Origin of the sequence: Nonomuraea aurantiaca (genome assembly GCF_020215705.1) — a bacterium.
GTDB classification, from domain to species: domain Bacteria; phylum Actinomycetota; class Actinomycetes; order Streptosporangiales; family Streptosporangiaceae; genus Nonomuraea; species Nonomuraea aurantiaca.
Genome location: NZ_JAIWNB010000008.1, coordinates 181,686 through 205,445, shown reverse-complemented (window position 1 = coordinate 205,445; position 23,760 = coordinate 181,686). Strand labels below are relative to the sequence as shown.

General features: G+C 71.3%; 24 protein-coding genes. 14 read left to right on the top strand and 10 right to left on the bottom strand.

Annotated features, from left to right (window positions below):
* Positions 1-29: 29 nt before the first annotated feature.
* Positions 30-833: a GAF and ANTAR domain-containing protein gene (locus LDL49_RS21070; RefSeq protein ID WP_225292814.1), complete on the top strand. Its 804-nt coding sequence runs from the start codon at positions 30-32 to the stop codon at positions 831-833.
* A 2-nt stretch (positions 834-835) separates the two neighbouring features.
* Here LDL49_RS21070 and LDL49_RS21065 read toward each other — a convergent pair whose 3' ends face one another.
* The 7 genes from LDL49_RS21065 to LDL49_RS21035 all read right to left on the bottom strand — a co-directional run bounded on the left by LDL49_RS21065 (position 836) and on the right by LDL49_RS21035 (position 7,530).
* Positions 836-1,186, bottom strand: a complete 351-nt coding sequence (locus tag LDL49_RS21065; RefSeq protein ID WP_225292813.1) for an STAS domain-containing protein — start codon at positions 1,184-1,186, stop codon at positions 836-838.
* A 655-nt stretch (positions 1,187-1,841) separates the two neighbouring features.
* Entirely contained in the window at positions 1,842-2,417 is a 576-nt protein-coding gene (locus LDL49_RS21060; protein ID WP_225292812.1) for a helix-turn-helix domain-containing protein, read from the bottom strand.
* Positions 2,417-3,106, bottom strand: coding sequence for an alanyl-tRNA editing protein (locus tag LDL49_RS21055; protein WP_225292811.1), 690 nt, complete (start codon positions 3,104-3,106; stop codon positions 2,417-2,419). Before LDL49_RS21055 ends, LDL49_RS21060 begins: the two co-directional genes overlap by 1 nt.
* 121 nt (positions 3,107-3,227) lie before the next feature.
* The gene (locus LDL49_RS21050) at positions 3,228-4,577 is read right to left on the bottom strand and encodes a beta-galactosidase (protein ID WP_225292810.1); all 1,350 of its coding nucleotides are present in this window, start codon (positions 4,575-4,577) and stop codon (positions 3,228-3,230) included.
* Entirely contained in the window at positions 4,544-5,155 is a 612-nt protein-coding gene (locus LDL49_RS21045; RefSeq protein ID WP_225292809.1) for a beta-galactosidase, read from the bottom strand. Before LDL49_RS21045 ends, LDL49_RS21050 begins: the two co-directional genes overlap by 34 nt.
* Positions 5,095-5,541, bottom strand: coding sequence for a fibronectin type III-like domain-contianing protein (locus tag LDL49_RS21040; RefSeq protein ID WP_225292808.1), 447 nt, complete (start codon positions 5,539-5,541; stop codon positions 5,095-5,097). The genes LDL49_RS21045 and LDL49_RS21040 overlap by 61 nt, the downstream gene beginning before the upstream one ends.
* A gap of 39 nt (positions 5,542-5,580) precedes the next feature.
* Positions 5,581-7,530 (bottom strand): glycoside hydrolase family 3 protein, encoded by a 1,950-nt coding sequence (locus tag LDL49_RS21035; RefSeq protein WP_225292807.1) that lies wholly within the window; start codon positions 7,528-7,530, stop codon positions 5,581-5,583.
* 38 nt (positions 7,531-7,568) lie between these two features.
* Between LDL49_RS21035 and LDL49_RS21030 the strand changes: the two genes are divergently transcribed.
* The 6 genes from LDL49_RS21030 to LDL49_RS21005 all read left to right on the top strand — a co-directional run bounded on the left by LDL49_RS21030 (position 7,569) and on the right by LDL49_RS21005 (position 14,873).
* Positions 7,569-8,570 (top strand): serine hydrolase domain-containing protein, encoded by a 1,002-nt coding sequence (locus LDL49_RS21030; RefSeq protein WP_225292806.1) that lies wholly within the window; start codon positions 7,569-7,571, stop codon positions 8,568-8,570.
* A 56-nt stretch (positions 8,571-8,626) separates the two neighbouring features.
* Positions 8,627-9,397: an IclR family transcriptional regulator gene (locus LDL49_RS21025; protein WP_225292805.1), complete on the top strand. Its 771-nt coding sequence runs from the start codon at positions 8,627-8,629 to the stop codon at positions 9,395-9,397.
* Between the two features lie 40 nt (positions 9,398-9,437).
* Entirely contained in the window at positions 9,438-10,298 is an 861-nt protein-coding gene (locus LDL49_RS21020) for a fumarylacetoacetate hydrolase family protein (RefSeq protein WP_225292804.1), read from the top strand.
* Positions 10,298-11,305 (top strand): zinc-dependent alcohol dehydrogenase, encoded by a 1,008-nt coding sequence (locus LDL49_RS21015; RefSeq protein WP_225292803.1) that lies wholly within the window; start codon positions 10,298-10,300, stop codon positions 11,303-11,305. The genes LDL49_RS21020 and LDL49_RS21015 overlap by 1 nt, the downstream gene beginning before the upstream one ends.
* Positions 11,306-11,390: 85 nt before the next feature.
* Positions 11,391-14,180 (top strand): FAD-binding and (Fe-S)-binding domain-containing protein, encoded by a 2,790-nt coding sequence (locus LDL49_RS21010; RefSeq protein ID WP_225292802.1) that lies wholly within the window; start codon positions 11,391-11,393, stop codon positions 14,178-14,180.
* A 45-nt stretch (positions 14,181-14,225) separates the two neighbouring features.
* On the top strand, positions 14,226-14,873 hold the full coding sequence (locus tag LDL49_RS21005) for a DedA family protein (RefSeq protein ID WP_225292801.1): 648 nt from the start codon (positions 14,226-14,228) through the stop codon (positions 14,871-14,873).
* On the opposite strand, the gene LDL49_RS21000 is transcribed toward LDL49_RS21005, so the two are convergent.
* On the bottom strand, positions 14,817-15,557 hold the full coding sequence (locus tag LDL49_RS21000; RefSeq protein ID WP_225292800.1) for a GntR family transcriptional regulator: 741 nt from the start codon (positions 15,555-15,557) through the stop codon (positions 14,817-14,819). The genes LDL49_RS21005 and LDL49_RS21000 overlap by 57 nt on opposite strands.
* A 158-nt stretch (positions 15,558-15,715) precedes the next feature.
* On the opposite strand from LDL49_RS21000, the gene LDL49_RS20995 reads away from it, so the two are divergent.
* Positions 15,716-16,498 (top strand): inositol monophosphatase family protein, encoded by a 783-nt coding sequence (locus LDL49_RS20995; protein WP_225292799.1) that lies wholly within the window; start codon positions 15,716-15,718, stop codon positions 16,496-16,498.
* A 102-nt stretch (positions 16,499-16,600) separates the two neighbouring features.
* A complete protein-coding gene (locus tag LDL49_RS20990; protein ID WP_225292798.1) occupies positions 16,601-17,179 on the top strand; it encodes a Scr1 family TA system antitoxin-like transcriptional regulator in 579 nt (192 codons plus the stop codon).
* A 17-nt stretch (positions 17,180-17,196) separates the two neighbouring features.
* Here LDL49_RS20990 and LDL49_RS20985 read toward each other — a convergent pair whose 3' ends face one another.
* Positions 17,197-17,850: a GntR family transcriptional regulator gene (locus LDL49_RS20985; protein WP_225292797.1), complete on the bottom strand. Its 654-nt coding sequence runs from the start codon at positions 17,848-17,850 to the stop codon at positions 17,197-17,199.
* Positions 17,851-17,918: 68 nt separating this feature from the next.
* Between LDL49_RS20985 and LDL49_RS20980 the strand changes: the two genes are divergently transcribed.
* The gene (locus tag LDL49_RS20980; RefSeq protein WP_225292796.1) at positions 17,919-19,106 is read left to right on the top strand and encodes a CaiB/BaiF CoA transferase family protein; all 1,188 of its coding nucleotides are present in this window, start codon (positions 17,919-17,921) and stop codon (positions 19,104-19,106) included.
* A complete protein-coding gene (locus LDL49_RS20975) occupies positions 19,103-19,924 on the top strand; it encodes an HpcH/HpaI aldolase/citrate lyase family protein (protein ID WP_225292795.1) in 822 nt (273 codons plus the stop codon). Before LDL49_RS20980 ends, LDL49_RS20975 begins: the two co-directional genes overlap by 4 nt.
* An 81-nt stretch (positions 19,925-20,005) precedes the next feature.
* On the opposite strand, the gene LDL49_RS20970 is transcribed toward LDL49_RS20975, so the two are convergent.
* On the bottom strand, positions 20,006-20,650 hold the full coding sequence (locus LDL49_RS20970; protein WP_225292794.1) for a TetR/AcrR family transcriptional regulator: 645 nt from the start codon (positions 20,648-20,650) through the stop codon (positions 20,006-20,008).
* 246 nt (positions 20,651-20,896) lie between these two features.
* On the opposite strand from LDL49_RS20970, the gene LDL49_RS20965 reads away from it, so the two are divergent.
* Genes LDL49_RS20965 through LDL49_RS20955 form a run of 3 tightly spaced genes read left to right on the top strand, consistent with a single transcriptional unit; the run spans position 20,897 to position 23,675 of the window.
* Positions 20,897-21,880, top strand: a complete 984-nt coding sequence (locus LDL49_RS20965; RefSeq protein WP_225292793.1) for a sugar ABC transporter substrate-binding protein — start codon at positions 20,897-20,899, stop codon at positions 21,878-21,880.
* Positions 21,877-22,911, top strand: coding sequence for an ABC transporter permease (locus tag LDL49_RS20960; protein WP_225292792.1), 1,035 nt, complete (start codon positions 21,877-21,879; stop codon positions 22,909-22,911). The genes LDL49_RS20965 and LDL49_RS20960 overlap by 4 nt, the downstream gene beginning before the upstream one ends.
* Positions 22,908-23,675: an ATP-binding cassette domain-containing protein gene (locus LDL49_RS20955; protein WP_225292791.1), complete on the top strand. Its 768-nt coding sequence runs from the start codon at positions 22,908-22,910 to the stop codon at positions 23,673-23,675. Before LDL49_RS20960 ends, LDL49_RS20955 begins: the two co-directional genes overlap by 4 nt.
* Positions 23,676-23,760: the final 85 nt, after the last annotated feature.

The following is a 23,760-nucleotide window of genomic DNA, read 5'->3' as shown; positions in this document are numbered from 1 at the left end:
TTTGGCCGGTCTTCGCGTATCCTGCGGCTGTGGGATCCGAGTCTCCTACGGCGGTGGACACCGAGCCGGCTCAGACGCGCGTCGCGGCGGCGGCGCCGGCGGTATCGGGGCGGGGGGTCGCGGAGGCGTTCGTCGCTCTGGCCGACACGCTGGTCACCGGTTCCGACGCGGCCGACTTCACGCGCTTGCTCGCCGGACACAGCGTGGAACTGCTGGGTGTGGACGCCGCCGGGCTGCTGGTGACCGATCAGCGGGGGGAGCTGCGGCTGATGGCCGCCTCCGGCGAGCGGGCCCGGTCGCTGGAGCTGTCGCAGCTGCGGTACGCGCAGGGGCCCTGCCTGGACTGCCTCGGCGGCGGCGAGGTCGTGCACTGCCCGGACCTGTACGGCGCCGAGGCGCGCCGGAGCTGGCCGCGCTTCGCCCAGCAGGCCCGCGGCCATGGGTTCGCCGCGGTGAGCGCGCTGCCCCTGCGGGTGCGCGAGGAGGTGATCGGCGTGCTCGACCTGTTCCGTGAGATGCCCGGCGACCTGCATGCCGACACCGTCGCGTTGGGGCAGGCGCTGGCCGACATGGCCACCATCGGGCTGCTGCACGAGCGGGCCGTGCGGGCCGAGCGGCTGCTCGCCGAGCAGCTGCGGAGCGCGCTCACCAGCCGCGTGGTCATCGAGCAGGCCAAAGGGGTGCTGGCCGAGCGGCACGGCTGGGCGATGGAGGAGGCGTTCGCGCGGTTGCGCGGGCATGCCCGCGACCACAACCGGCGGCTGGCGGAGGTGGCGCGGGAGGTCGTGTCGTACGGGGGCGACCTCGACGACCCGTCCGTGGAGCGCCGTTAGTCCTATAGGGGTTTGTACGGCGGCGCGCCCGTGGGGAACTGGCGGTTGAGCCCGGTGATCAGGAGTAGCCGGTCGATCTGCGGTGGGACCCCGGACAGCAGCAACGGTATGGCGTTGCGCCGCGCGTGGTCCTGAATACTCACCAGAGCGCCCAAGCCGGCCGCGTCGATGAACGACAGCCCGCTCAGCTCCATGACGACCTCGTCGATCTTCCGGTGCCCGTTGGAGGTCTCCCTCAGGATGTCGAGCAGGTGGTCATGCAGCACCGATGTGGTGGCGATGTCCAGCTCCCCGGAGACGTGCACGATAACTTTCGCCCCCTGACGGTTCGTCGTCAGGTGCAGTGGCTCCATGCGCTCGGCTCCCCTGTTGTGTTCCCACACTGGAACATCTGCCGACTGTGGGAGCCTTCTGGGGTATGCCCGGCCGCCAACTTCGACACCTGACGTGGCGCGGGGTCCGGACGCCACGAGGAATCGCAAATGCGATTTGCACCAGATGTGTGGATTGTCACTTTGTGTAACTGTGTGCTTCCAGAACGAAGTGTACAAGTCCTTTGGCGCTCGTAGGGTCAAGAGCTGTGATACCAGCCAGAAATGATGACCACAGTTCACCAACTGCTCGGACGGGCGCCTCTGGGGCTTGCTGTAGGCCTGGGGGATTCCCACCAGATTTGCCTGATATGTACTGATACCGGCTCGCTAGGCGACCCCGACGCCGCCCGGTACCTTGGCCGCGAAGCTGCGTAGCGCGGGACCCGCTTCGGCAGGACTGGGTTCGACGATTCGCCCGCGCCGCGACTTGTGCTCGCGAGGGAGCCTCCCGGCACCCGCCGCGCAGGCGTTCCAGGTCCGAGATCGCGACCCGGGCAGGAACTCCAGCACCTCGGCTCGCCAACGCCGTTCACCGGTCGGTTGCCGCTCAAGCCCCGGTGCCGGCGGCGTTGTCGCTGGTGAATATGCGCTGAGGTGTGGCGGAAGCGGTGACACTCATGCCCAGGGGTGTCGTTCAGCTGATGATGGGGGAGGCGATGACGACGGTGACGTCGGCCGCCTCAGGGCCGGTGCGGTAGACGTGCGGGGCGTCTCCCGCGAAGGCGAGCAGGTCGCCGGATTGCAGGTCGGTGGGGGCGTCGGCGGGCCCGGCGGCGAGGCGGCCGGAGGAGACGAGCAGGTGCTCGATGGTGCCGGTCGCGTGCGGGACGCCGTCCAGGTGCGTGCCGGGGGGCATGCGCAGCCGCCAGATCTCCAGGCTGTTGCCGCTGCTGATACGGCGCAGCAGCTCGCGTCCCACTTCGCCGGCGGCCAGGTCGGTGCCGGGTACGAGCACCGGCCCCGGGTCGGTGTCGCGGGCCAGGAGGTCGGTCAGCGGGATGCGCAGGGCGATCGCGAGCGCGTCGAGGGTCTCGATGGTCGGGTTGCCCCGCCCGGCCTCCAGCTGCGACAGCGTCGCCTTGCTCAATCCCGCCCGGCGGGCCAGCTCGGCGCTGCTCATGCCGCGCTGCTCACGACGCTGGCGGATCTGCGCCCCGACCGCGATCGCCGTGCTGCTGGCGGGCCGGCGGTCGCCGGATGAAGGTGTCATCAGCGTTCCCGGTGGGCGGCGCTGTAGGAGAGGCGGATCCGGCCCTTCTTGACCTTCAGCGTGGGCAGCACGATGCCGGCGAGGTCGCCGAGGCTGCGCACGTGGGTTCCCCCGCACGGAGCCGAGTGCAGATGGGCCAGGTGCACGATGCGGCGTCCCTCGGCGTCGTTCGCCCAGGTCACGGGCAGGTCTTGTGCGATGGCGTCGGCGACCTGCGTCCGCAGTGCCTCGGTGGCCTCCTCCCGGCCCTCCGGGGTCTCCAGGCGGGCGTCGGGCCGCGGTGCGGTGAACTCGATCCGGGCCTGGCCGGGGAAGTGGTTGCTCGCGGCCAGCACCCAGCCCTGTGCCCGTCCGGCCGCCTCGATCAAGTGGCCGGCCGTGTGCAGCGCGGCATGCGCGATGCGCAGCGGCAGGTCGATGCGGACCTTGACCGGCTGCCCGACCGAGAAGACCGGCAGCGCCGTCTCACCGGAGGCCACGGCCACGACCAGCCCCAAGCCCTGGTCTCGTACGGGGGCGATCTCGTGGCCGTCTATCCACCCGCGGTCGGCGGGCTGGCCCCCGCCCTGCGGATGGAACAGACAGTGCTCGACCGCCACCCACGGCGCGCCATCACGCTCACCTACAGCGGTGACCTGGGTAAGGGCCTGTTCTTCGTACGTGTCGGCGTAGTAGGCGGGGACCTGCATTTACACCCTCGCTAGTGAAGATTGGCGAACTCTACGTTCACTATAACGAACGATTGCGGTGTCGTGTTAGGCCGCTGCGACGCCGAATTACAAGGACCTCACGCAGTGCGTACCCTCACGATCATGTTTCCAGCAGGACGCGCACGTCCCAGGGGCCGAGCCGTACCTGTGCGCCGGGCTCGTGCCCGATGTCGTCGAGCACATCGCGCACTGCGACCGGGATGGTCACCGTCGTCTCCTGCCAGGTCCAGTTGTGCAGGAAACGGACCCGGCGGCCGTCTGTGGCGGTGGCGCCGGTGCAGGTGACGCCGGTCGGCAGCAGTCCCCAGGGTTCGGCGTCCGGCAGCAGCCAGCGGAACAGGGACTCGCCCAGGGCGGGGTTCGGGATGGTGCCGACGTAGGTGATCCGGCCCTGCCCATGCCGGTGGGTGGTGACGGCGGCGAACCGCCCGAAGTGCGGGTGGTCATAGGCGGCGAGAACGTCGGCGCCGTCGGTGTGCAGCCCGTCCGCCCAGCGGGTGCCGGCCGCGCCTTCGGGCAGGGTCAGCGGCGAGCCGTCAGGGGCCTGCAACGGCAGCTCCGCGTCGAGGTTGCTGAACTCGTCGTACCAGGCTCCGGCGGCGTCGGCGAGGCGGGCGGGCTGGACGTCGCGGCGGGCGCGGGCCTCGTGGTCGGCGTAGCAGGACCGCGGCCCCAGGACCAGGTGCCCGCCTGCACCGGCGTAGGCGGCCAGCCAGTCCAAAGTGGCGTCGTCGGCCACGTACAGTCCGGCGGCCACCAGCACCGGGTGCCTGTTGGCCATTTCGGCCGGATCCTCGGCAACGGCTTGCCCGGCATGCAGCACTCGCGTCTGAAGGCCGGCGTCGAACGCGCCCCGGTAGAAGGCGTCGAAGATGGCCTCGTACGAGCGCCCGTCCGGGCCGCCGTCGGATGCGGCCAGGGCCGGCTGGGCGATCATGGCCCACTTGCTGGGGTGGGAGTACAGCATCGCGACGTCCGCGTCCGGCGTCAGATTCGCCACCAGGTCGCCGGCCCGCTCCAGCTCGACGCCGATGCGGGCGATCTCCCGATAGGTGCGGCCGGGACGCCCGCTGTGGGGCAGCACGCCGCCCCAGTAGGTTTCGCCGCCGAACACCAGCGTCCGCCAATGCCAGTACTCGACCATGGACGCGCCCCGGGCGACGAGCGCCCAGGCGGCCTGGCGCCACTGCCCGTCGTATCCGGGCTGGTTGACCCAGGACGGGCCGATGGCTTGGGCGTTGGTCTCGGTGACGAGGAACGGCTCCTGGCGGGAGGAGTACATCCTGTCGGCCGCTCGGTAGAACGCCCACGTGTCCTGGCTTGCCCAGTTCTGGCCGCCGCCTCGCTGTGCCGGCAGGGCGAGAGCGTCCTGCATCCCGTAGTACGGGTTGCCGGTGGCGACGTCGAGCCGGCGGGTCAGGTCGTCGTCGGCGAGCCGTCCGGCGTCCACAGATCGGCCCAGTCCGACAGCCGGTGCGACCAGTAGACCAGGCCCCACTCCTCGTTCAGCCTCCGCACGTCGCCGTACTGTTCGCGCAGCCGGTTCACGAAGCGCTGGAAGACGCCGTGGTTGTGCAGCAGGTGCGGGCCCGGCTCGTTGTCGACCTGGTAACCGATGACGGCCGGGTGATCGGCATAGCGCTCGACGACCTTACGGATGATGCGCTCGGCGTGGAAGCGGAACGCCGCGTGGGTGAAGTCCATTTCCTGGCGCGCACCCCAGCCCATACGCTGCCCGGTCGCCGCCTCGCCGGCGATCTCCGGGTAGAGGCGGGCCAGCCATGGCGGCGCGGCGTAGGTGGGCGTGCCGAGGATGACGCCGATGCCGCGCTCGTGCGCGCCGTCCAGCGTCGGTTGCAGCCAGTCCAGGTTGAAGTGGCCGTCGTCCGGCTCCCAGGTGGACCAGACGGATTCGCCGACCCGGATGACGGAGAAGCGCGCCTCGGCCATCAGGTCCAGATCGGTCTTCAGCAGGTCGGCGGGGTGGTATTCGGGGTAGTACGCGGCGCCGAACAGTACGCGCGACATGCGGATTCCTTTGCGGTCGTGGTCTCGGACAGGAAGGCGCGCTCACTGCTGGTGAGCACGCGGGGCTTGCCGATCAGCTCGAACGATCCGGTCAGCGCGCGGTCGTCGGAGTCGAAGCCGAGGAAGACCCCGACGGTGGCGGGTTCGACGGCGAAGTCGTGGGCCAGGTTGGTGCAGCCGAGCTGGGCGGCCGAGACGTGGAAGGTGACGCGGCAGGACTGGCCGGGGGCGAGTTCGACGCGGTGGAATCCGGCGAGCTGCTGCGCCGGGCGCGTGACGCCCGAGGTGTTGATCCGCAGGTAGAGCTGGACGACCGTGGCTCCGGCGAGCGCTCCGGTGTTGGTGACGGTGGCGCTGATGCTGCCTGCCGTGCCGGTCGTGTCCACCTCGGGATCGCATGCCAGGTCGGTGAGCGTGAAGTCGGTTTAGCTCAGACCGTGGCCGAAGGCGTACAGCGGCGTGGCCTCCATGTCCAGGTAGTGCCGGGGGATGTGGGCCGGGAGCGGGCTGCGGTAGCCGGTGCCTGCCTTCTGGTGGTGATGGACCGGGATCTGGCCGCTGTGGCGGGGGACGCTGTAGGGCAGCTTGCCACTGGGATTGACGGCGCCGAAGAGCACCTCGGCCACCGCCTTGGCCCCGTACGGCCCGCCGAAGGTGCTCACCACGATCGCGGCGGCCTCGCGTACCACCTCGGGCAGCGCGTAGGCCCGCCCCTGGACGAGCACCACCACGAGTGGCTTGCCGGTGGCGGCCACCGCCTCGGCGAGCCGGGCCTGAGCGGCGGGCAGCGAGATGTCGGCGGAGTCGCTGTCCTCTCCCTCGGTGCGTTCACCGGTGAACCATAGACTCGCGCCGCCCAGGGCCAGCACCACGACATCGGCTCGGTGGGCGGCTTCCACGGCCCGCTCCACCGATTCCTGCCCGAGTGGCCGGGTCATCGTGCAGCCCGGCTCGGTCAGCACGTCGCCGGCGAATGCGGCGATCTCCTCGGCGAGCGGACGGGCTCCATAACGGTCGCGGGCCAGGGCCGCCACGTCCACCGGTGAGAACAGCCTGTCGAACCATGAGGATTTGATCTCCTCGGCGCCCGCCATGGTGCCGTGTTCGCCGAGCTCCAGGCCGTTGACCGCCTCCCGCCACGCCGGATAGGTGTAGGCGGCGAACTGCCGGATCACGGCGTCGGCGTGCGGGCCGATGACCGCTACGGTCAGCCCCTCCTGAGGCAGGGGCAGGGTGCCGTCGTTCTTGGCGAGCACCACCGACCGGCGGGCGAGCTGCTGCGACAGCGTCTCGCCCTCGCGCGCCACGGCGGTGATGTCGATGTGCTCCTGCGGATACGGGTTCTCGAACAGTCCGAGCTCGAACTTGGCCCGCAGCACCCGCCGTACGCAGGCGTCGACGTCGCGTACGTCGAGCCGCCCCTCTTCCACCTCCGCGACGAGCGCGGACCCGTAGGCGAACGGTGTCGGGAACTCGACGTCCAGCCCGGCGGTGATCGCCAGCCGGCCCGCCTCGCCGGGGGTCGACGCGGCCCGCTGCCGGGTGACCACTTGTTCGAGGGTCGCGTAGTCGGCCGACACGAAACCGTCGAAGCCGAGTTTCCCGCGCAGCAGGCCGGTGAGCATCTCCTGGGAGATGCCTGCCGGGACGCCGTCGATGTCGGCGTAGCCGTTCATCACCGACTTCAGGCCGGCGATCTGGATCGCCGCCTCGAAGGGGTAGGCGAACAGGTCCCGGGTCTGCCGGGAACCCGCCTCGAACGCCGACTGGTTGCGCCCGCCCGCCGTGACGGCATAGCCGAGGAAGTGCTTGCCCGTGGCGACCACGCCCTCGGCGAGGTCGGCGCCCTGCAGACCGCGGGTGAAGGCGACGCTGAAGGCGGCCGCCAGGTACGGATCCTCACCGTAGGTCTCGTGCACCCGGCCCCACCGGGGATCGAGCGCGACGTCCATCACCGGTGACAGCGCATGCGGCAGCCCTGTGCGGCGCATCTGGCGGCGGATGAGGTCCGTCATCTCCTCCACCAGCTCAGGGCTCCAGGTGGCGGCGAGCCCGATGGCGGTGGGGAAGACCATGTGACCGCCCGCGAGGAACCCGTTCAGCGCCTCGGCATGGAGCAGCGCCGGAATGCCGAGCCTGGTCCCCGTCACGAACCGGTGCTGGATCGTTCCTACCAGGCGGGCCAGTTGAGCGGGGTCGTCGACGATCAGCTGGGCGACATGACCCGGCGGATTCACCAGCAGCTCCTCGGCGCCCTCCGCAGCTGAGCCGTCCGCGCGGACCAGGGACCACGGCATGACCGAGGTGAGCTGGCCGCACTTCTCCTCCAGGGTCATCTCCCTCAGCAACAACTCGGCTCGGTCATCGGCCGGCAAGCCGGTATCGCAATAGTTCGTCACTGTCGGTCGTCGACATGCAGGCCGGCGTCGCGGATGAGCGCACGGGGCGCGCGTTCACGTCCGACACCCTCGTGCTGACGTACTCATGCACGAAGGGCATGGCGTCGGTCCTGGTGGCGATGCTCATGGAACGCGGTGCGCTGCCTGCGCTGGACACCCCGGTCGTCGAGCTCTGGCCCGAATTCGGCGTACACGGAAAGGACGGGGTGACCATCGGCGACGCTCTGGCGCACCGGGCCGGTCTGTCGGCTCCGCGCCGCGACCTCACCTTCGAGGAGGTGCTGGACAACCTGCTGACGGCGGAGGCCCTCGCCGCCCAGGAGCCGCTGTGGGCGCCCGGCGAGCATCACCAGTACCACGCGGTCACGCACGGGGCGATCACCGCCAAGCTCGTCACGCTCGGCACCGGCCAGGTGATCGGGCGCTGCTTCGAGGAGCACGTCGCTCGCCCGCTGAAAGCCGACGTCTGGATCGGGCTTCCGGACTCGGAGGAGCCACGCGTGGCCCGTGTCGTCACGGACGCGCTGGAGGAGGCAACGCCGACGGGCGACCCCGAGGGGATCTTCTGGCTGGAACGCACGATAAACCTGGGTTGTGGTCTCACGATCGACCACCTCACCGAACCGCGCTTCCGCCGTGCCGGCCTGGCCGGCGTGACCGGCATGGCGACGGCGAGCGGACTGGCCCGGATGTGGTCGGCGACCGTTACGCCGACGAACGGCGTGCGCCTGATCAACGACGACACCGTGCAAGCGCTGTGCGAGGTGCGCAGCGAGGGCGCCCCGTACTTCTTCGTGGGGCCGCCGCCCTATCAGTCCTGGGGCGCCGGGGTCATGGTGCCCTCGGACTGGCAGCGATACCTGTCGCCGACGTCCTTCGGGCATGACGGGGCGGGCGGACAGGTGGCGTTCGCCGATCCTGAGGCACGGATGGGGTTCGCCTATCTGACGAACCGCATGGGCGATGGGGATCGCGGCAAGTCCGTCGTGGCGGCCCTCGCCCAAGCACTCGGCTGAAGCCGGCTGAGAGGAGAACTTCCTGCTTTTGGAATGATGGTCTAACATTCGGAATCATGTCCGAGCCTATGGAGGAACCCAAGCTCGTCGGGTCCGACCGGGTGCTGGCGGTGCTGGCCGAGCTGGCCCGCCACCCCGACGGGATCGGCCTGGAGGAGATGGCCCGTGCGGTGGCCAGCCCCAAGCCGACCGCGCATCGCGCCCTGGCCGCGCTGCGCCGTGCCGGGTTCGCCGCCCAGAACGGCCACGGCCAGTACGTGCTGGGGGATGAGTTCCTGCGGATGGCCTTCGCCCACCACGAGGCCCGGCCCGACCACGTCCGGGTCACCCCGATCCTCAAGGCGCTGTGCGAGCGCTACGGCGAGACGGTGCACTACGCGGTGCTGGACGGCCCCTCGGTCGTCTACCGCTCCAAGCTGGACCCGGCCGCCGGTGCGGTGCGGCTGACCTCGGTCGTCGGCGGCCGCAACCCGGCCCACTGCACCGGTGTCGGCAAGATGCTGCTCGCTCACACCTTGCCGGACGAGGACGCGGTGCGCGCGTGGGTGGGCGGCCGGACGCTGGAGCGGCCGACCGAGCGCTCCGTCGGCACGGCCGAGGAGCTGCACGCCGAGCTGGCACGCGTCCGCGAGCAGGGCTACGCCGTCGACGAGGAGGAGAACGAGCCGGGCGTCAACTGCGTGGCGGTCCCGGCGTACCTGAACTCACCCGCCGTGCCCAGCGGCGCGATCAGCGTCAGCGGCCTGGCCTACCGCACGCCGCTGGACAAGCTCGTCGCCGACCTGCCCGCCATCCGCGCCATCGTTTCCGGCAAGGACCTCTTGTGAGGTCCGCCACCGCCCCACTGCTGATTCACGGAGACTGATCTTGTATCTCATGCGCATCGGCGCGCCCGGCGCCGAAAAGCCCGTCGTCCGCGTGGACGACACCCACTACGTGGACGTCTCTGACCTGACGCCCGACTTCGACGAGCGCTTCTTCGGCTCCGGCGGCACGGCGCTGCTGGCCGGACCGGTCGCCGAGCGTATCGCCGCCGGCCAGGTGGCGGAGTTCGCCGGAGAGCGCGTCGGCGCGCCGATCGCCCGGCCGCACCAGATCCTGTGCATCGGCCTCAACTACAGCGACCACGCCGCCGAGACCGGCCAGGCCGTGCCGGACGAGCCGATCCTGTTCACCAAGTCGCCCAACACGCTTATCGGCCCCTACGACGAGGTGCGCATCCCGCGTGGCTCGACGAAGACCGACTGGGAGGTGGAGCTGGGCGTCGTCATCGGCCGCCGTACCTCCTATCTGGACTCGGTCGAGCAGGCGCGCGAGGCCATCGCCGGCTACTGCGTGGTCAACGACGTCAGCGAGCGCTCCTTCCAGCTGGAGCGCGGCGGGCAGTGGAGCAAGGGCAAGTCCGCCGAGACGTTCAACCCGGCCGGCCCGTGGCTGGTCACGCCCGACGAGATCGCCGACGTCACCGACCTCGGCATGCGGCTGGACGTCAACGGCGTGCGCCGCCAGACCGGCACCACCAAGACGATGATCTTCGATCCGTACGTCATCGTGCACCACCTGAGCCAGTTCATGGTGCTGGAGCCCGGCGACCTGATCAACACCGGCACCCCACCCGGCGTCGGCATGGGCCACAATCCGCAGATCTGGCTCCAGCCCGGCGACGTGATGGAGCTCGGCATCGACGGGCTCGGCGGCCAGCGCCAGCGGGTCGCAGGGCCCCGCTAGTGCGCGCCCTCGTCCTGACCGGACCGGGCAAGGCCGAGGTCCAGGAGGTCGAGCCGCCGCTCGCCGCCCGCGGCGAGGTGGTCGTCGACGTCGAACGGGTCGGCGTGTGCGGCACCGACGTGGAGCTGTTCACCGGCGAGATGAGCTACCTGCGCACCGGCCGGTCCTGGTACCCGCTGCGCCCCGGCCACGAGTGGATCGGGGTCGTCAGCGCGGTCGGCGCGGGCGTGGACGGTGGCTGGCTGGGCCGCCGGGTCACCGGCGACACCATGCTCGGCTGCGGCCACTGCGACCGCTGCCGGGCCGGCCACCACCACGTCTGCGCCGACATGGTGGAGATCGGCATCAGCCGCGGCCGTCCCGGAGCGCTGGCCGAGCAGCTCGCCCTGCCCGCCACGGCCCTGCACGCGCTGCCCGGCACGATGGACGCCACGCTCGGCGCGCTGGTCGAGCCGGGCGCCAACGCGCTCAGGGCCTTTCGCGCCGCCGGGCTGCGGCCGGGGGAGCGGCTGCTGGTCCTCGGCACGGGTACGATCGGCCTGCTCGTGGCGTTGTTCGCCCGCGCCGAAGGCGTGGAGGCGCACCTGATGGGCCTCGGCACCCCGGAGGTCGCGCGGGCCGTCGGCCTCACCGGCGTCTGGACTCGGGAGACGCTGCCCGAGCTGCCGTGGCATGCCGTGGTCGACGCCTCCAACGCCCCGCACCTGCCCGCCCTGGCGCTCGACCTGGTCGAGCCCGCGGGACGCGTCGTCTACATCGGCCTGGCCGGGACACCGAGCACCCTCGACACCCGCGACCTGGTGCTGCGGGACGTCACCGCCGTCGGCATCCTCGGCGGCTCGGCCGGGCTGGCGGGCGCCATCGCCGCCTACGCCGACGGTTCGCTGGACGCCCGCCCGCTGGTGGCCGCCACGGTGGGCCTGGCCGCGACGGCCGACGTCCTGGCCGGGCACCGGCCCGACGACGCCGGGCCGGGCCCGAAGATCCACATCGATCCGCGACTGTGAGATCCGCGACTCTGAGATCCACGACTCTCAGATCGCGACTGTGAGATCCGCGACTGTGAGATCCGCGACTGTGAAAGAAGCACGCGTGAGCAGCACACTGCCCGTCCCCGATCCCGCCGTACTGTCGGCGGTGGAGGCGGCCGTCCCCGGCATCGCCCGCACCCGGGCCAGTGACCGGCTCGGCATGGCGCACGACGCCTCGCACTACCTGCTCACGCCGCAGGCGGTGCTGGTGCCCGAGAGCGCGGAGCAGGTGGCGGCGCTGCTGCGTACGGGCCTGCCGCTCACCTTCCGTTCCGGTGGCACCAGTCTGAGCGGGCAGGCGGTCAGCGAGCACCTCCTGGTGGACACCCGGCGCCATTTCCGCGGCATCGAGGTGCTGGACGGCGGGGCGCGGGTGCGGGTGCAGCCCGGCGCGGTGCTGCGGCAGGTCAACGCCCGCCTCGCGCCGTACGGCCGCAAGCTCGGCCCGGACCCGGCCAGCGAGTCGGCCTGCACGATCGGCGGCGTCGTGGCCAACAACTCCAGCGGCATGACCTGCGGCACGCACGCCAACGCCTACCAGACCCTGGAGTCGATGACGCTGGTGCTGTCCAGTGGCACCGTCATCGACACCGGCGCCCCCGACGCCGACGAGCGGCTGCGCGCCCTGGAGCCCGCGCTGGCCGAGGGCCTGGAACGGCTGCGCGACCGCGTGCGCGGCAACCCTGACTCGGTAGGCCGCGTCACCGCCCAGTTCGCGCTGAAGAACACCATGGGCTACGGCCTCAACAGCTTCCTCGACCACTCATCGCCCGCGCAGATCCTGGCCCACCTGGCCATCGGCAGCGAAGGCACCCTGGGCTTCGTCGCCGAGGCGGTGCTGCGCACGGTCCCCGCCCACCGGCTGGCCGCCACCGGCCTGCTCGTCTTCCCCACCCTGCGCCAGGCCATGGCCGCGATGCCCGCCCTGGTCGCCGCCGCGCCCGCCGCCGTCGAACTGCTGGACGCCGAATCCCTGCGCGTCGCCCAGAGCGACCCCAAAGCCGACGACGTGCTGCGCGGGCTCGCCGTCGCCGAGCACGCCGCCCTGCTGATCGAATGGCAGGAACCGGAGGAGGATCTCCTGGCCGAACGAGAACGGACGGCCGCGGACCTGTTCCCGGCGCTGGCGCTGTCCGCCCCGGCCCGGCTCAGCAGGCAGGCGGACGGCCGGGCCGCGTTGTGGCACATCCGCAAGGGCCTGTACGCCTCCGTCGCCGGCGCCCGCCCCAGCGGCACCACCGCCCTGCTGGAGGACGTGGCCGTTCCGGTGCCCGCCCTGGCCGACCTGTGCGACGAGCTGATCGCCCTGTTCTCCGAGCACCGCTACGAGCGCAGCGTCATCTTCGGCCACGCCAAGGACGGCAACCTGCACTTCATGCTCAACGAGCGCTTCGACACCGACCTGGAGCGCTACGCCGACTTCACCGAGGACATGGTGCGGGCCGTCCTGGCCCGGGGCGGCACGCTCAAGGCCGAGCACGGCACCGGCCGCGTCATGGCCCCGTTCGTGCGCCGCCAGTACGGCGACGAGCTGTATGAGGTGATGCGCGAGGTCAAGCGCCTGTGCGACCCGGCCGGCGCGCTCAACCCCGGCGTCGTCCTGACCGACCGGGACGACGCGCACCTGCGTGACCTCAAGGCCGTCGTCACCGTCGAGCCCGAGGTGGACCGGTGCGTGGAGTGCGGCTACTGCGAGCCGGTCTGCCCCAGCCGCGACCTGACGACCACCCCGCGACAGCGCATCGTGCTGCGCCGCGAGCTGGCCGCCGCCCACGCCGCGGGCGACCACGAGCTCGCCCGCCGGCTGGAGGAGGAGTACGGCTACGACGCCGTGGACACCTGCGCCGTGGACGGCATGTGCGCCACCGCCTGCCCGGTCCTGATCAACACCGGCGACCTGACCAAGCGTCTGCGCGGCGAGCGCCACGGCCGCCTGGCCCAGAAGGGCTGGAAGGCCGCCGCCAAGCACTGGACCGGGGTGACCGGCGCGCTCGACCTGGCACTGGACACGGCCAAGGCGGTACCGCCCCATCTCCCGGAGGCTGCCAGCCGTGCCGCTCGCGCCGTCGCCGGCCCCGAGGCCGTTCCGCGATGGACCCGCGACCTGCCGCGAGGCGGAAAGCGCCGCCGCTCCGATCCGGTGGAGAACGCGGATGCGGTATATGTCCCGTCCTGCCTGAACACCTTGTTCGCCCCCGCAGACGGCGGCCCCGGCGTAATGGAGGCGTTCGCCCGCCTGGCCGCCCGGGCGGGCGTGCGGCTGCACATCCCGCAGGGGATCGGCGGCCTGTGCTGCGGCACTCCCTGGTCGTCCAAGGGCTACACCGACGGCCATGACGCCATGGCCCGCCGCGTCTGCGACAGCCTGCTCGAAGCCACCGGCCAGGGCCGGATCCCGGTCGTCAGCGACGCCGCCTCCTGCACCGAGGGCTTCCACCGTCTGACCGGCTCGCTGGGACAGGCCCTGCGGGTGCTCGACGCGGTCGCCTTCACCGCCGAGTACCTCCTGCCCCGCCTGACCGTGGGCCGGCGCCGTCCCTCCCTGGCCCTGCATCCCACCTGCTCCTCCACCCGCCTCGGCCTGGACGCCGCCATCGCCCGCATCGCCGAAGCGGTCGCCGAGCGGGTGGTCGTCCCTGAGGGGTGGCAGTGCTGCGCCTTCGCCGGCGATCGCGGCCTGCTCCACCCGGAGCTCACCGCCTCGGCCACCCATGCCGAAGCCGCCGCCGTACGGGCCGGTGACTTCGCCGCGCACGCCTCGGTCAACCGCACCTGCGAGCTCGGCCTGACCCGCGCCACCGGCAAGCCGTACCACCACCTGCTCGAACTCCTCGACGAGGCCACCGCCTGAAGACGGACGTCCGCCAATGGCGGCCCGCCGGGCTAGGGTTGCTGCGTGCACATCGACGAACTGCTGCAGGCCATCCCGCCCGCGTGGCTGTGTGCCCTGGTCGGCCTGGTGATCGGGATCGAGAGCCTCGGCATCCCGCTGCCCGGCGAGATCGTGCTGGTCAGCGCCGCGCTGCTGGCCGCCAAGGGCGTCGTCAGCCCCGTGTGGGTGGGCGTCTGCGCGAGCGCGGGGGCGATCGTCGGCGACTCCATCGGCTACGCCATCGGCCGCAAGGGCGGCAGGCCGCTGTTCGAGCGGCTCGGCCGGCGCTTCCCCAAGCACTTCGGGCCCCGCCACATCGGCAAGGCCGAGCACTATTTCGACCGGTTCGGGGTGTGGGCCGTGTTCGTCGGGCGCTTCATCGCGCTGCTGCGCATCCTGGCCGGACCGCTGGCGGGGGCGTTGCGCATGCCGTACTGGAGGTTCCTGGTCGCCAATGTGCTCGGCGGGATCGTCTGGGCGGGCGGCACCACCGCGGTGATCTTCTATCTCGGCGTGGTCGCCGAGAAGTGGCTGAAGGGCTTCTCGTGGGTGGGGCTGGTGGCGGCGGTGCTGTGCGGCATCGCCACCACCTGGTTCGTCAAGCGGCGCGCGGCCTCAGCGCTCGATGAGGGTGACCTCGAGGGAGTAGAGCGAGGCCCGGTAGACATGTGAGCCGTGCTCGACGGCCCTGCCCTGGTCGTCGTAGGTGGTGCGGAGCATGGTCAGGAGCGGGGCGCCGCGCCGCTCGTCCAGCAGCTTGGCCTCGGCCTGGTTCGCCGCGCGGGCGCCGATGCGCTGGTTGGCCACCCGCATCCGCACGCCCGCGCCGCGCAGCAGCTCGTACAGGCCGCGGCCCTCCAGGTCGGCCGCCGTCAGCTGGGCCAGGCCCAGCGGCAGCCAGTTGTGCAGCACGGCCAGCGGCTCGCCGGCGGCGAAGCGGAGCCGTTCGAGGTAGAGCACCTCGGCGCCGGGCTCGACGCCGAGGACGGCGGCGATCTCCTCGCTCACCGGCCGGGGCTCCAGCGCCAGGACCTGGGTCGCCGGCTCCTGACCCGAGCGGCGCAGGTCGTCGTAGAGGCTGGTGAGCTCGACCGAGCGCTTGACCTGCCCGTGCACCACCTGGGTGCCGACGCCGCGCTTGCGGACCAGCAGGCCCTTGTCCACCAGATATTGGATGGCCTGGCGGATCGTGGGCCTCGACAGGCCCAGCTTGTCGGCGAGCAGGATCTCGTTGTCCAGCCGGGAGCCGGGCACCAGGTCGCCTCGCCGGATCGCCTCGGCGATCTGCTCGGCCACCTGGAAATAGAGCGGCACGGGGCTGGAGCGGTCCAGGTCGATCGCCAGGTTCGCGGTCATGCTGATCAGATTAACCCAGGTCAGAATGTCCTGACAAATCTCGCGAGTAGGCAGTAGGTCGTGACAATCTGTTGTCCTGACATGATCGGCCGAGGTATGTCGAACACGCGGAATTGGGCATGACCGTGCTGATGACGTGAAGTGCCCCTGGAGGAGACATGGACGCGACACAGTTGCTCGACACCGCCTCGGAGGCGGCCAGGGCGGTCGGGCCGAGGCTGCGCAAGGCTTTCAGGTCGAGGCCGGCGGTCGCCACCAAGCGCGACTTCCACGACCCGGTCACCGAGCATGACCGGGCGGCGGAGGAGACGATCCGCACCGTCATCACCGCCCGCTGGCCCGGCAGCGCGATCGTGGGGGAGGAGGGCGGCGTGACCGGCTCGGGTGAGCTGCGCTGGTACGTCGACCCGATCGACGGCACCGCCAACTTCGCCGCCGGCCTGCCGTTCTTCTGCGTCTCCATCGCCGCCGCGGTCGCGGGCGAGCTGGTGGCGGGCGTCGTGTACGACCCGGTGCGGGACGACGAGTTCACCGCCTCGACGCTGGGCGCCTGGTGCAACGGCACCCCGATCCGCAGCAAGGGGGCGAGCCGGGACAGGGAGGCGATGCTGCTGTCCAGCTACCCCACGCCGCTGGACCTGGAGCTCGACGGGGAGCGGGCGCTGCGCCGCTTCGGCCGCTTCCTGGAGTCCTTCGCCGCCGTGCGCCGGCCGGGCAGCGCCGCGCTCAAGCTCGCGCACGTCGCCGCCGGGTGGGCCGACGTCGCGTACGGCACCCGCTCCCACCCGTGGGACGTGGCGGCGGGCGCCCTGCTGGTACGGCAGGCCGGCGGCGTCTACGTCGGCGACCCGCTGGAGGAAGGCGACTATCTGGCCCACGTGGGCGGTTTCGACCTGCGCGGCTCCGCCCTCGCCGAAGTGGCGCCCGGGGCGGGTTCGTAGATATGCGTGCCGGAAGTGATCGCTTAGGGTGGCTGTCGTGCATCACCAGCACGGCCTCGTCGCGCCGCGCGAGTCGACCGTACGCATCCTGCTGTCCCTGTAGTGGCTGACCGGCTTCCTAGCGCTGGAGGACCACGCGCGGGTCATCTACACCTACAGCCCGCAGCACGTCCCCCGCTGCTGCAGACCCGCGCCTACGCCGAGGCCGCGGTCCGCGCCGCCCACCACCCGGGCGCCACCTCCGAGCAGATCGACGGCGGCGCCGATCTGGTCATGCGCAGGCAGGAGCTGCTCGACAGGTCCGGCGGCCCGCGCCTGTGGGCGGTGCTGGACCGCAAGGCGCTCACCGACCCGCCGCTGACCCGCTCCGGCGACCGGCTGGAGCAGGTAGACGCGCTGGTCTCGGCCGCCAAGCGGCCCAACATCGCCGTGCAGATCGCCCGGCCCAGCGCCGAGACCGGCTACCTCTACCACGGAGCGCCGTTCACCCTGCTGCGCTTCCCCGAGCGTGACCGGCCCGACATGCTGGTGCTGCACCTGCTGCACGGGTCGGTGCTGGTCGAGGACCGGCGGCAGGCGGAGGACTACCGGCAGGCGTTCGCCCGGCTGTCGCTGTCGGCCTTCCGCGTGGACCGTACCTCCGGCGTGCTGGACGAGGTCCGCGGGACGCTCACCGGCTGAGACCGCCCGGCACCCGGTCAGTGGCCCTTGCGATAGTCGCCGGCCTGGCGTACGTGCTCGATCATGATGTGCTCGGCTGCGGCGCCGTCGGCGGCGGCCAGCGCGGCCAGGATGCCTTCGTGCGCGTCGAGTTGCAGGTTGACCTGCTCGTCGTCGAGCCACAGTGACGCCCCGGCGGGCACGGGGAAGCTGTCGCGGACCGCCCTGGCGTGCTGGCCGAGGAAGGCCGGGCCGCCGATGTCGGCGATGCGCAGGTGGAACTGCCTGCTCTGCTCGCCCAGCCGCTCGGGCCGGCCCTCCTCGGCGTCGCGGAGCATCGAGGCGTGCAGCTCGCGCAGCTCGGTCAGATCCGTGGCGGTGATGCGGGCGGCGGCCAGCCGGGCGCCCAGGCCCTCGACGACCGCCCGCAGGCCGTAGTACTCCTCCAGCGCGTCGTCGCCCAGGTCGACCACGGTCGCGCCGTGGTGGGCCTCGTAGCTGATCAGCCGGTCCTTCTCCAGCCTGCGCAGCGCCTCGCGGACCGGCGTGACCGAGACGCCGAGTCTGCGGGCCACCGCCCCGGCGCGCAGGGCGGTGCCGCCGGGGATCCTGGCCGTGCGGATCTCCTCGAGCAGCACGCTGTAGACGTATTCGGCCTTGCTCATGGGAGGACGCGGCTCGCTGGTCGGCATGACCATCAGTGTCCCGCAATCTGAGAAACATATTGACCTATGAGATATTTCTTATAAGTTACCTCGTTATGACGAGCCTCGCCGACCTGCGGGTCATCGACGCCGCGACGTTGTTCGCCGGGCCATCCGCCGCGATGATGCTCGGCGACTTCGGCGCCGACGTGATCAAGATCGAGCATCCGCGCCGCGGCGACCCCTCCCGCGGGCACGGCGCCTCGGTCGACGGGGTGGGCCTGTGGTGGAAGACGCTGTCGCGCAACAAGCGCGCCGCCGCCGTCGACCTGTCGCGGGCCGAGGGGCAGGAGATCCTGCGCCGCCTGGTCGAACGCTCCGATGTGCTGGTCGAGAACTTCCGCCCCGGCACCCTGGAACGCTGGGGCCTGGCACCCGGCGACCTCATGGACATCAACCCCCGCCTGATCGTGGCGCGGATGACCGGCTTCGGGCAGTTCGGCCCGATGTCCGGCCAGCCCGGTTTCGGCACGCTGGCCGAGGCGATGAGCGGGTTCGCGGCCATGACCGGCCAGCCGGACGGCCCGCCCACCCTGCCGCCCCTTGCCCTGGCCGACGGCATCGCCGGGCTGGCCATGTCGTACGCGATCATGGTCGCCCTGCGCGCCCGCGAGCAGAGCGGGCGCGGGCAGGTCGTCGACATGGCCATCATCGAGCCGATCCTGGGCATTCTCGGCCCGCAGATGAGCGCCTTCAAGGCGCTCGGCGTCGTGCCCGAGCGCACCGGTAACCGCTCCAGCAGCAACGCGCCGCGCAACACCTACCGCACCCGCGACGGCCGCTGGCTGGCCATCTCCACCAGCGCCCAGCCCATCGCCGAACGCGTGGTCACCCTGGTCGGCCGGCCCGACCTGGTCGAGCAGCCCTGGTTCGCCACCGGCCAGGGCCGGGTCCAGCACGTCGACGAACTCGACGAGGCCGTCGCCTCCTGGATCGCCGAACGCGACGCCGACGAGGTCATCGCCCGCTTCAAGGAGGCCCAGGCGGCGGTCGCCCCCATCTACGACGTCTCCGACATCGCCAAGGACCCGCAGTACGCCGCCCTCGACACCTTCATCGAGGTGCCGGACGAGGAGCTGGGCACGGTCACCATGCAGAACGTGCTGTTCCGCCTGTCCGACACACCCGGCGCGGTCTCCTGGCCGGGCCGGCGCCTGGGCCACGACACCGACCAGGTGCTCGGCGAGCTCGCCTACGGGTGCGAGGAGATCGCCCGGCTGCGCGAGGACGGGGTGATCGCGTGAGCACCCCCGTCACCTGGCTGTACGTCCCCGGCGACCGGCCCGAGCGGTTCGACAAGGCCGCCGCCTCCGGGGCGGACGTGGTCATCATCGACCTGGAGGACGCGGTCGCGCCCGCCCGCAAGGACGAGGCCAGGGCCAACGCCGCCGCCTACCTGGCCAGCCCTGGCGGATCCGTCGAGGTGCACGTCAGGATCAACGACCTGGCGAGCGGGCGCGGGCGGGACGATCTCGACGCGCTCTCCGGCCTGCCGGGGCTCGCTGCGGTCCGGCTGCCCAAGGTCGAGTCGGCCGGTGTCCTCGACGGGCTGGGCGTCAGGGCGTACGCGCTGCTGGAGTCCGCGGCCGGGATCGTCGCCGCCCAGGCCATCGCCGCCCACCCGGCCGTGGCGGGCATCGCGCTCGGCGAGCAGGACCTGACGGCCGAGCTGTCGATCACCGACGAGACGGCCATGAACCACCTCCGGCTGCAGGCGGTCATCGCCGCCGCGGCCGCCGGCCTGCCCCCCGTGCCGATGTCGGTCTACCCCGACGTCAAGGACGAGGCCGGTCTGGCGGCCTCCTGCCGGGCGGGCCGCGCGCTGGGCCTGTTCGGCAGGACCGCGATCCATCCCCGCCAGATCCCGGTGATCAGGCGGGCGTTCGCTCCCACGCGGGAGGAGACGGAGCGGGCCACCGAGATCGTCCAGGCCGCCGAGCAGGCCGAGCGGGCCGGGACGGGCGCCGTCGCGCTGCCCGACGGCCGCTTCGTCGACGCGCCGATCGTCGCCAGGGCCCGCCGTACGTTAGACCTCGCCGAGCGGCTCGCGCCCGAGGACTGACCTTTCGCGGGGTCACCGGCCTGTTCGGCTTCGTGATGTCGTACCTGTTCCGCTGGAAGGCGGGGGAGGACTGAGACCGGATCAGGGCGACCTGGGCGTCCAGCGGGCGCGCAGTTCGGTGTCCTGCGGCGGCGGGCCGGGCAGCGGCCGGTGGGCCGGCGGGCGCCGCAGCGAGTCGAGCAACAGCGCCAGGTAGCGGTGCCGGAGCTGTTCGGTGCGCTCGTGCTCGCCCAGCTTGACCGAGGCCAGCTGCTCGAACAGCAGCGCCACGTCCGACACCGTGACGTCCGGCCGCAGCACTCCGGCGCTGGCGGCCTTGCCGTGCACCTGGGTCGCCAGATCACCGGCCCGCACGGCGGCGTGGTACAGCTCCTCCGTCGGCTGGAACGTCCCGGCCAGCGCGATCGTCAGGGAGTGGGTGTCGGCGTCGACGACCTCCCGCATGAACGTGGCGAAGGCGTCCCAGGGGTCGCCCTGGTCGGCCACCGCCTTCTCCGCGGCGGCGATGTACACCATCAGCCCGTCGAAGCAGAGCTTCTGCAACAGGGCTTCCTTGCTGGGGTAGCGGCGGTAGAGTGCGCTGATCCCGACGCCCGCCCGCTCCGCCACCGCGGCGATCGGGGCGCCCGGGTCGGCGGTGAACACCGCCCGTGCCGCCTGGAGGATCAACGCGTCGTTGCGGGCGGCCTGTGCCTTGCGGCCGCTCATCGGTGCTGAAGTCGTCATCCCTCCAGCATACGGGAACGTATGATTCCGTTCTACTTCCGGGCCAGGTAGGCGGCGTAGAATCGAAGGCGATCGCGGCTCCTGTCGGTCGACGTCGTCGAGCTCATCTTTCCTGGGATCTGTGACGACCATCATGTCCTGACATCAGGACGAAACCATGATTGTCACCATTGGTCCGCATGTCTATACAAGCAGATGACATTGGGGTAGAACCAGGGACGAGCCCGTTGGTCTTGGAGGTGTCGGATGAGACGAATCCCGATCGTGGTGGCGTTGCTGGGCGCTCTGGCGTTGAGCGGCTGTTCCTCGGCGCAGCAACCCGCCGCGCAGAGCAGCGCACCCGCCGCAGGATCCGCGCCCGCCGCGGCGAGCGGCGGCACCTTCGCCGTCATCACCCACGCAGGCCCTGGAGACTCCTTCTGGGACGTGGTCAAGAACGGCGCCGAGGCCGCCGGCAAGCAGTACGCCGTGAAGGTCACCTATCAGGGCGACGGCGACCCGGCCAAGCAGTCGCAGCTCATCGACCAGGCGGTTTCGGAGAAGGTCGATGGCGTCGTGGTGTCCATGGCCAACCCCGACGCGCTCAAGGAGGCCATCGGCAAGGCCGTCGCCGCCAAGATCCCCGTCGTGACGATCAACTCCGGCGCCGACTCCTCCAAGGCGTTCGGCGCCATCACCCACGTCGGGCAGTCCGAGGAGGTGGCCGGGCGCGGCGCGGGCGAGCAGCTCAAGGCCGCCGGCGTCACCAAGCTGCTGTGCGTCATCCACGAGGCCGGCAACGTCGGCCTCGACCAGCGGTGCAAGGGCGCCGAGGCCACGCTGGGCGGCACGGTCGAGCGGCTGCAGGTCGATGTGAGCAACCTGGCGGACGTGACCTCCAAGGTCACCGCCAAGCTGCAGTCCGACAAGCAGCTCAACGGCGTGCTCGCGCTCAACCCGGCGGTCGCCATCGCCGCCCGCGATGCCATCAAGGACGCCGGGACGCAGACCAAGCTGGGCACGTTCGACCTGTCGGGCGACGTGGTGGCCGCGATCAAGGACGGGGAGATCCTGTTCGCCGTGGACCAGCAGCAGTACCTGCAGGGCTACCTGCCGATCGTCTTCCTCTACCTGTACAAGAACAACCTCAACACCGTCGGCGGCGGCCTGCCCGTCAACACCGGCCCCGGCTTCGTGACCAAGGACAACGCCGAGCAGGTGGCCAAGCTGGCAGAAGCGGGCACCCGGTGACCACTGTTCCGGCCGATGAACGGATCGGCAGCGTCGGCCTGGCCCGCCGGCTGCTGATCCGCCCGGAGCTGGGCGCGGTGGTCGGCCTGATCGCGGTGTTCGCGTTCTTCGCCGCCCAGTCACCGGTGTTCCGCTCGCCCGCCGGCATCGCGAACTGGCTCGACCCGGCCGCGACGCTCGGCATCATGGCCGTGGCGATCGCGCTGCTGATGATCGGCGGCGAGTTCGACCTGTCGGCCGGCGTGCTGACCGGCACGACCGGGCTCATCCTGGTCACGCTGGCCACCCGCTACGGCTTCGACGTGTGGACGGCCATGCTCGTCGGGCTGGTCGTCGCGCTGCTCATCGGACTGGCCAACGGGCTGGTCGTCACCAGGACGCGGCTGCCCAGCTTCATCGTGACGCTGGGCACCTTCCTTATGCTGCAGGGCATCAACCTGGGCGTCACCAAGGCCCTGACCGGCACCGTGCAGGTCAGCGGCCTGCGCAGGGCGGCGGGTTATGAGACCGCCCGGACGATCTTCGCGGGCACCATCGACGTCGGCGGCACCTCCTTTCGCGTGGCGATCCTGTGGTGGGTGCTGGTCACCGCCGTGGCGACGTGGGTGCTCATGCGTTCCAGAGCGGGCAACTGGATCTTCGCGGTCGGCGGCAACGAGCAGGCCGCCCGCGCGGTCGGCGTGCCCGCCGCCCGTACCAAGATCGCGCTGTTCATGACGACCGCGGTCGCGGCCTGGCTCGTCGGCTCGATCCTGGCCCTGCGCTACACCTCCGTGCAGGCCAACATCGGCATCGGGCAGGAGTTCATCTACATCATCGCCGCCGTGATCGGCGGCTGCCTGCTCACGGGCGGGTACGGCTCGGCGATCGGCGCCGCCATCGGCGCGGTGATCTTCGGCATGGCCGACAAGGGCATCGTCTTCCTGGGCTGGGACGCCGACTGGTTCAAGTTCTTCCTCGGCGCCATGCTCCTGCTGGCCACGCTGGCCAACCGCCTGGTCCGGCGGTACGCCGAGGAGGTGAAGCATTGATCATCCAGACGCGCGACATCGGCAAGACCTTCGGCTCGGTCCTGGCGCTGCGCGAGGTGTCGATGAGCGTCGAGGCGGGCCAGGTCACCTGCGTCCTGGGCGACAACGGCGCCGGCAAGTCGACGCTCATCAAGATCCTCGCCGGTGTGCACCAGCACGACACCGGCTCCTTCCTCGTCGACGGCGCCGAGGTACGCTTCGGCAGCCCGCGAGAGGCGCTGGACCGTGGCATCGCCACCGTCTACCAGGACCTGGCGATGATCCCCCTCATGTCGGTCTGGCGGAACTTCTTCCTCGGCTCCGAACCCCGCAAGGGCCTGGCCTTCGACGTGGCCACGGCCCGGCGGGTGGCCCGCGAGGAGCTGCGGGCCATGGGCATCGACATCCGCGACGTCGACCAGCCCGTCGGCACGCTGTCCGGCGGCGAGCGGCAGTCGGTGGCGATCGCCAGGGCCGTCCACTTCGGCGCCCGGGTGCTCATCCTCGACGAGCCGACCTCGGCGCTGGGCGTCAAGCAGGCGGGCGTCGTCCTGCGGTACATCGCCAGGGCCCGCGACCGGGGCCTCGGCGTGGTCTTCATCACGCACAACCCGCACCACGCCTATCCGGTGGGGGACCGGTTCCTGCTGCTCAACCGGGGGACGAGCCTGGGGGAGTACCGCAAGGGGGACATCACGCGCGAGGAGCTGACGGGGCTGATGGCGGGGGGAGCGGAGCTGGAGCAGTTGTCGCACGAGCTGTCTCACGAGCCGGACCGGGAGTGAGATCGCGTAGGCGCTGCCGAGCCGTTGGAACCTCGTCGGGCCGGTGACTCCCGGCCGGTTTTTGTCGGTGCCGTCGTTCATGATG

Excerpts from the sequence above, each read along its gene's own strand:
- LDL49_RS21065 (WP_225292813.1), bottom strand. The coding sequence starts at position 1,186 with ATGGAGCCACTGCACCTGACGACGAACCGTCAGGGGGCGAAAGTTATC.
- LDL49_RS21060 (WP_225292812.1), bottom strand. The coding sequence starts at position 2,417 with ATGACACCTTCATCCGGCGACCGCCGGCCCGCCAGCAGCACGGCGATC.
- LDL49_RS21055 (WP_225292811.1), bottom strand. The coding sequence starts at position 3,106 with ATGCAGGTCCCCGCCTACTACGCCGACACGTACGAAGAACAGGCCCTT.
- LDL49_RS21045 (WP_225292809.1), bottom strand. The coding sequence starts at position 5,155 with ATGTCGCGCGTACTGTTCGGCGCCGCGTACTACCCCGAATACCACCCC.
- LDL49_RS21030 (WP_225292806.1), top strand. The coding sequence starts at position 7,569 with ATGCAGGCCGGCGTCGCGGATGAGCGCACGGGGCGCGCGTTCACGTCC.
- LDL49_RS21025 (WP_225292805.1), top strand. The coding sequence starts at position 8,627 with ATGTCCGAGCCTATGGAGGAACCCAAGCTCGTCGGGTCCGACCGGGTG.
- LDL49_RS21000 (WP_225292800.1), bottom strand. The coding sequence starts at position 15,557 with ATGACCGCGAACCTGGCGATCGACCTGGACCGCTCCAGCCCCGTGCCG.
- LDL49_RS20995 (WP_225292799.1), top strand. The coding sequence starts at position 15,716 with ATGGACGCGACACAGTTGCTCGACACCGCCTCGGAGGCGGCCAGGGCG.
- LDL49_RS20985 (WP_225292797.1), bottom strand. The coding sequence starts at position 17,850 with ATGCCGACCAGCGAGCCGCGTCCTCCCATGAGCAAGGCCGAATACGTC.
- LDL49_RS20980 (WP_225292796.1), top strand. The coding sequence starts at position 17,919 with ATGACGAGCCTCGCCGACCTGCGGGTCATCGACGCCGCGACGTTGTTC.
- LDL49_RS20970 (WP_225292794.1), bottom strand. The coding sequence starts at position 20,650 with ATGACGACTTCAGCACCGATGAGCGGCCGCAAGGCACAGGCCGCCCGC.
- LDL49_RS20965 (WP_225292793.1), top strand. The coding sequence starts at position 20,897 with ATGAGACGAATCCCGATCGTGGTGGCGTTGCTGGGCGCTCTGGCGTTG.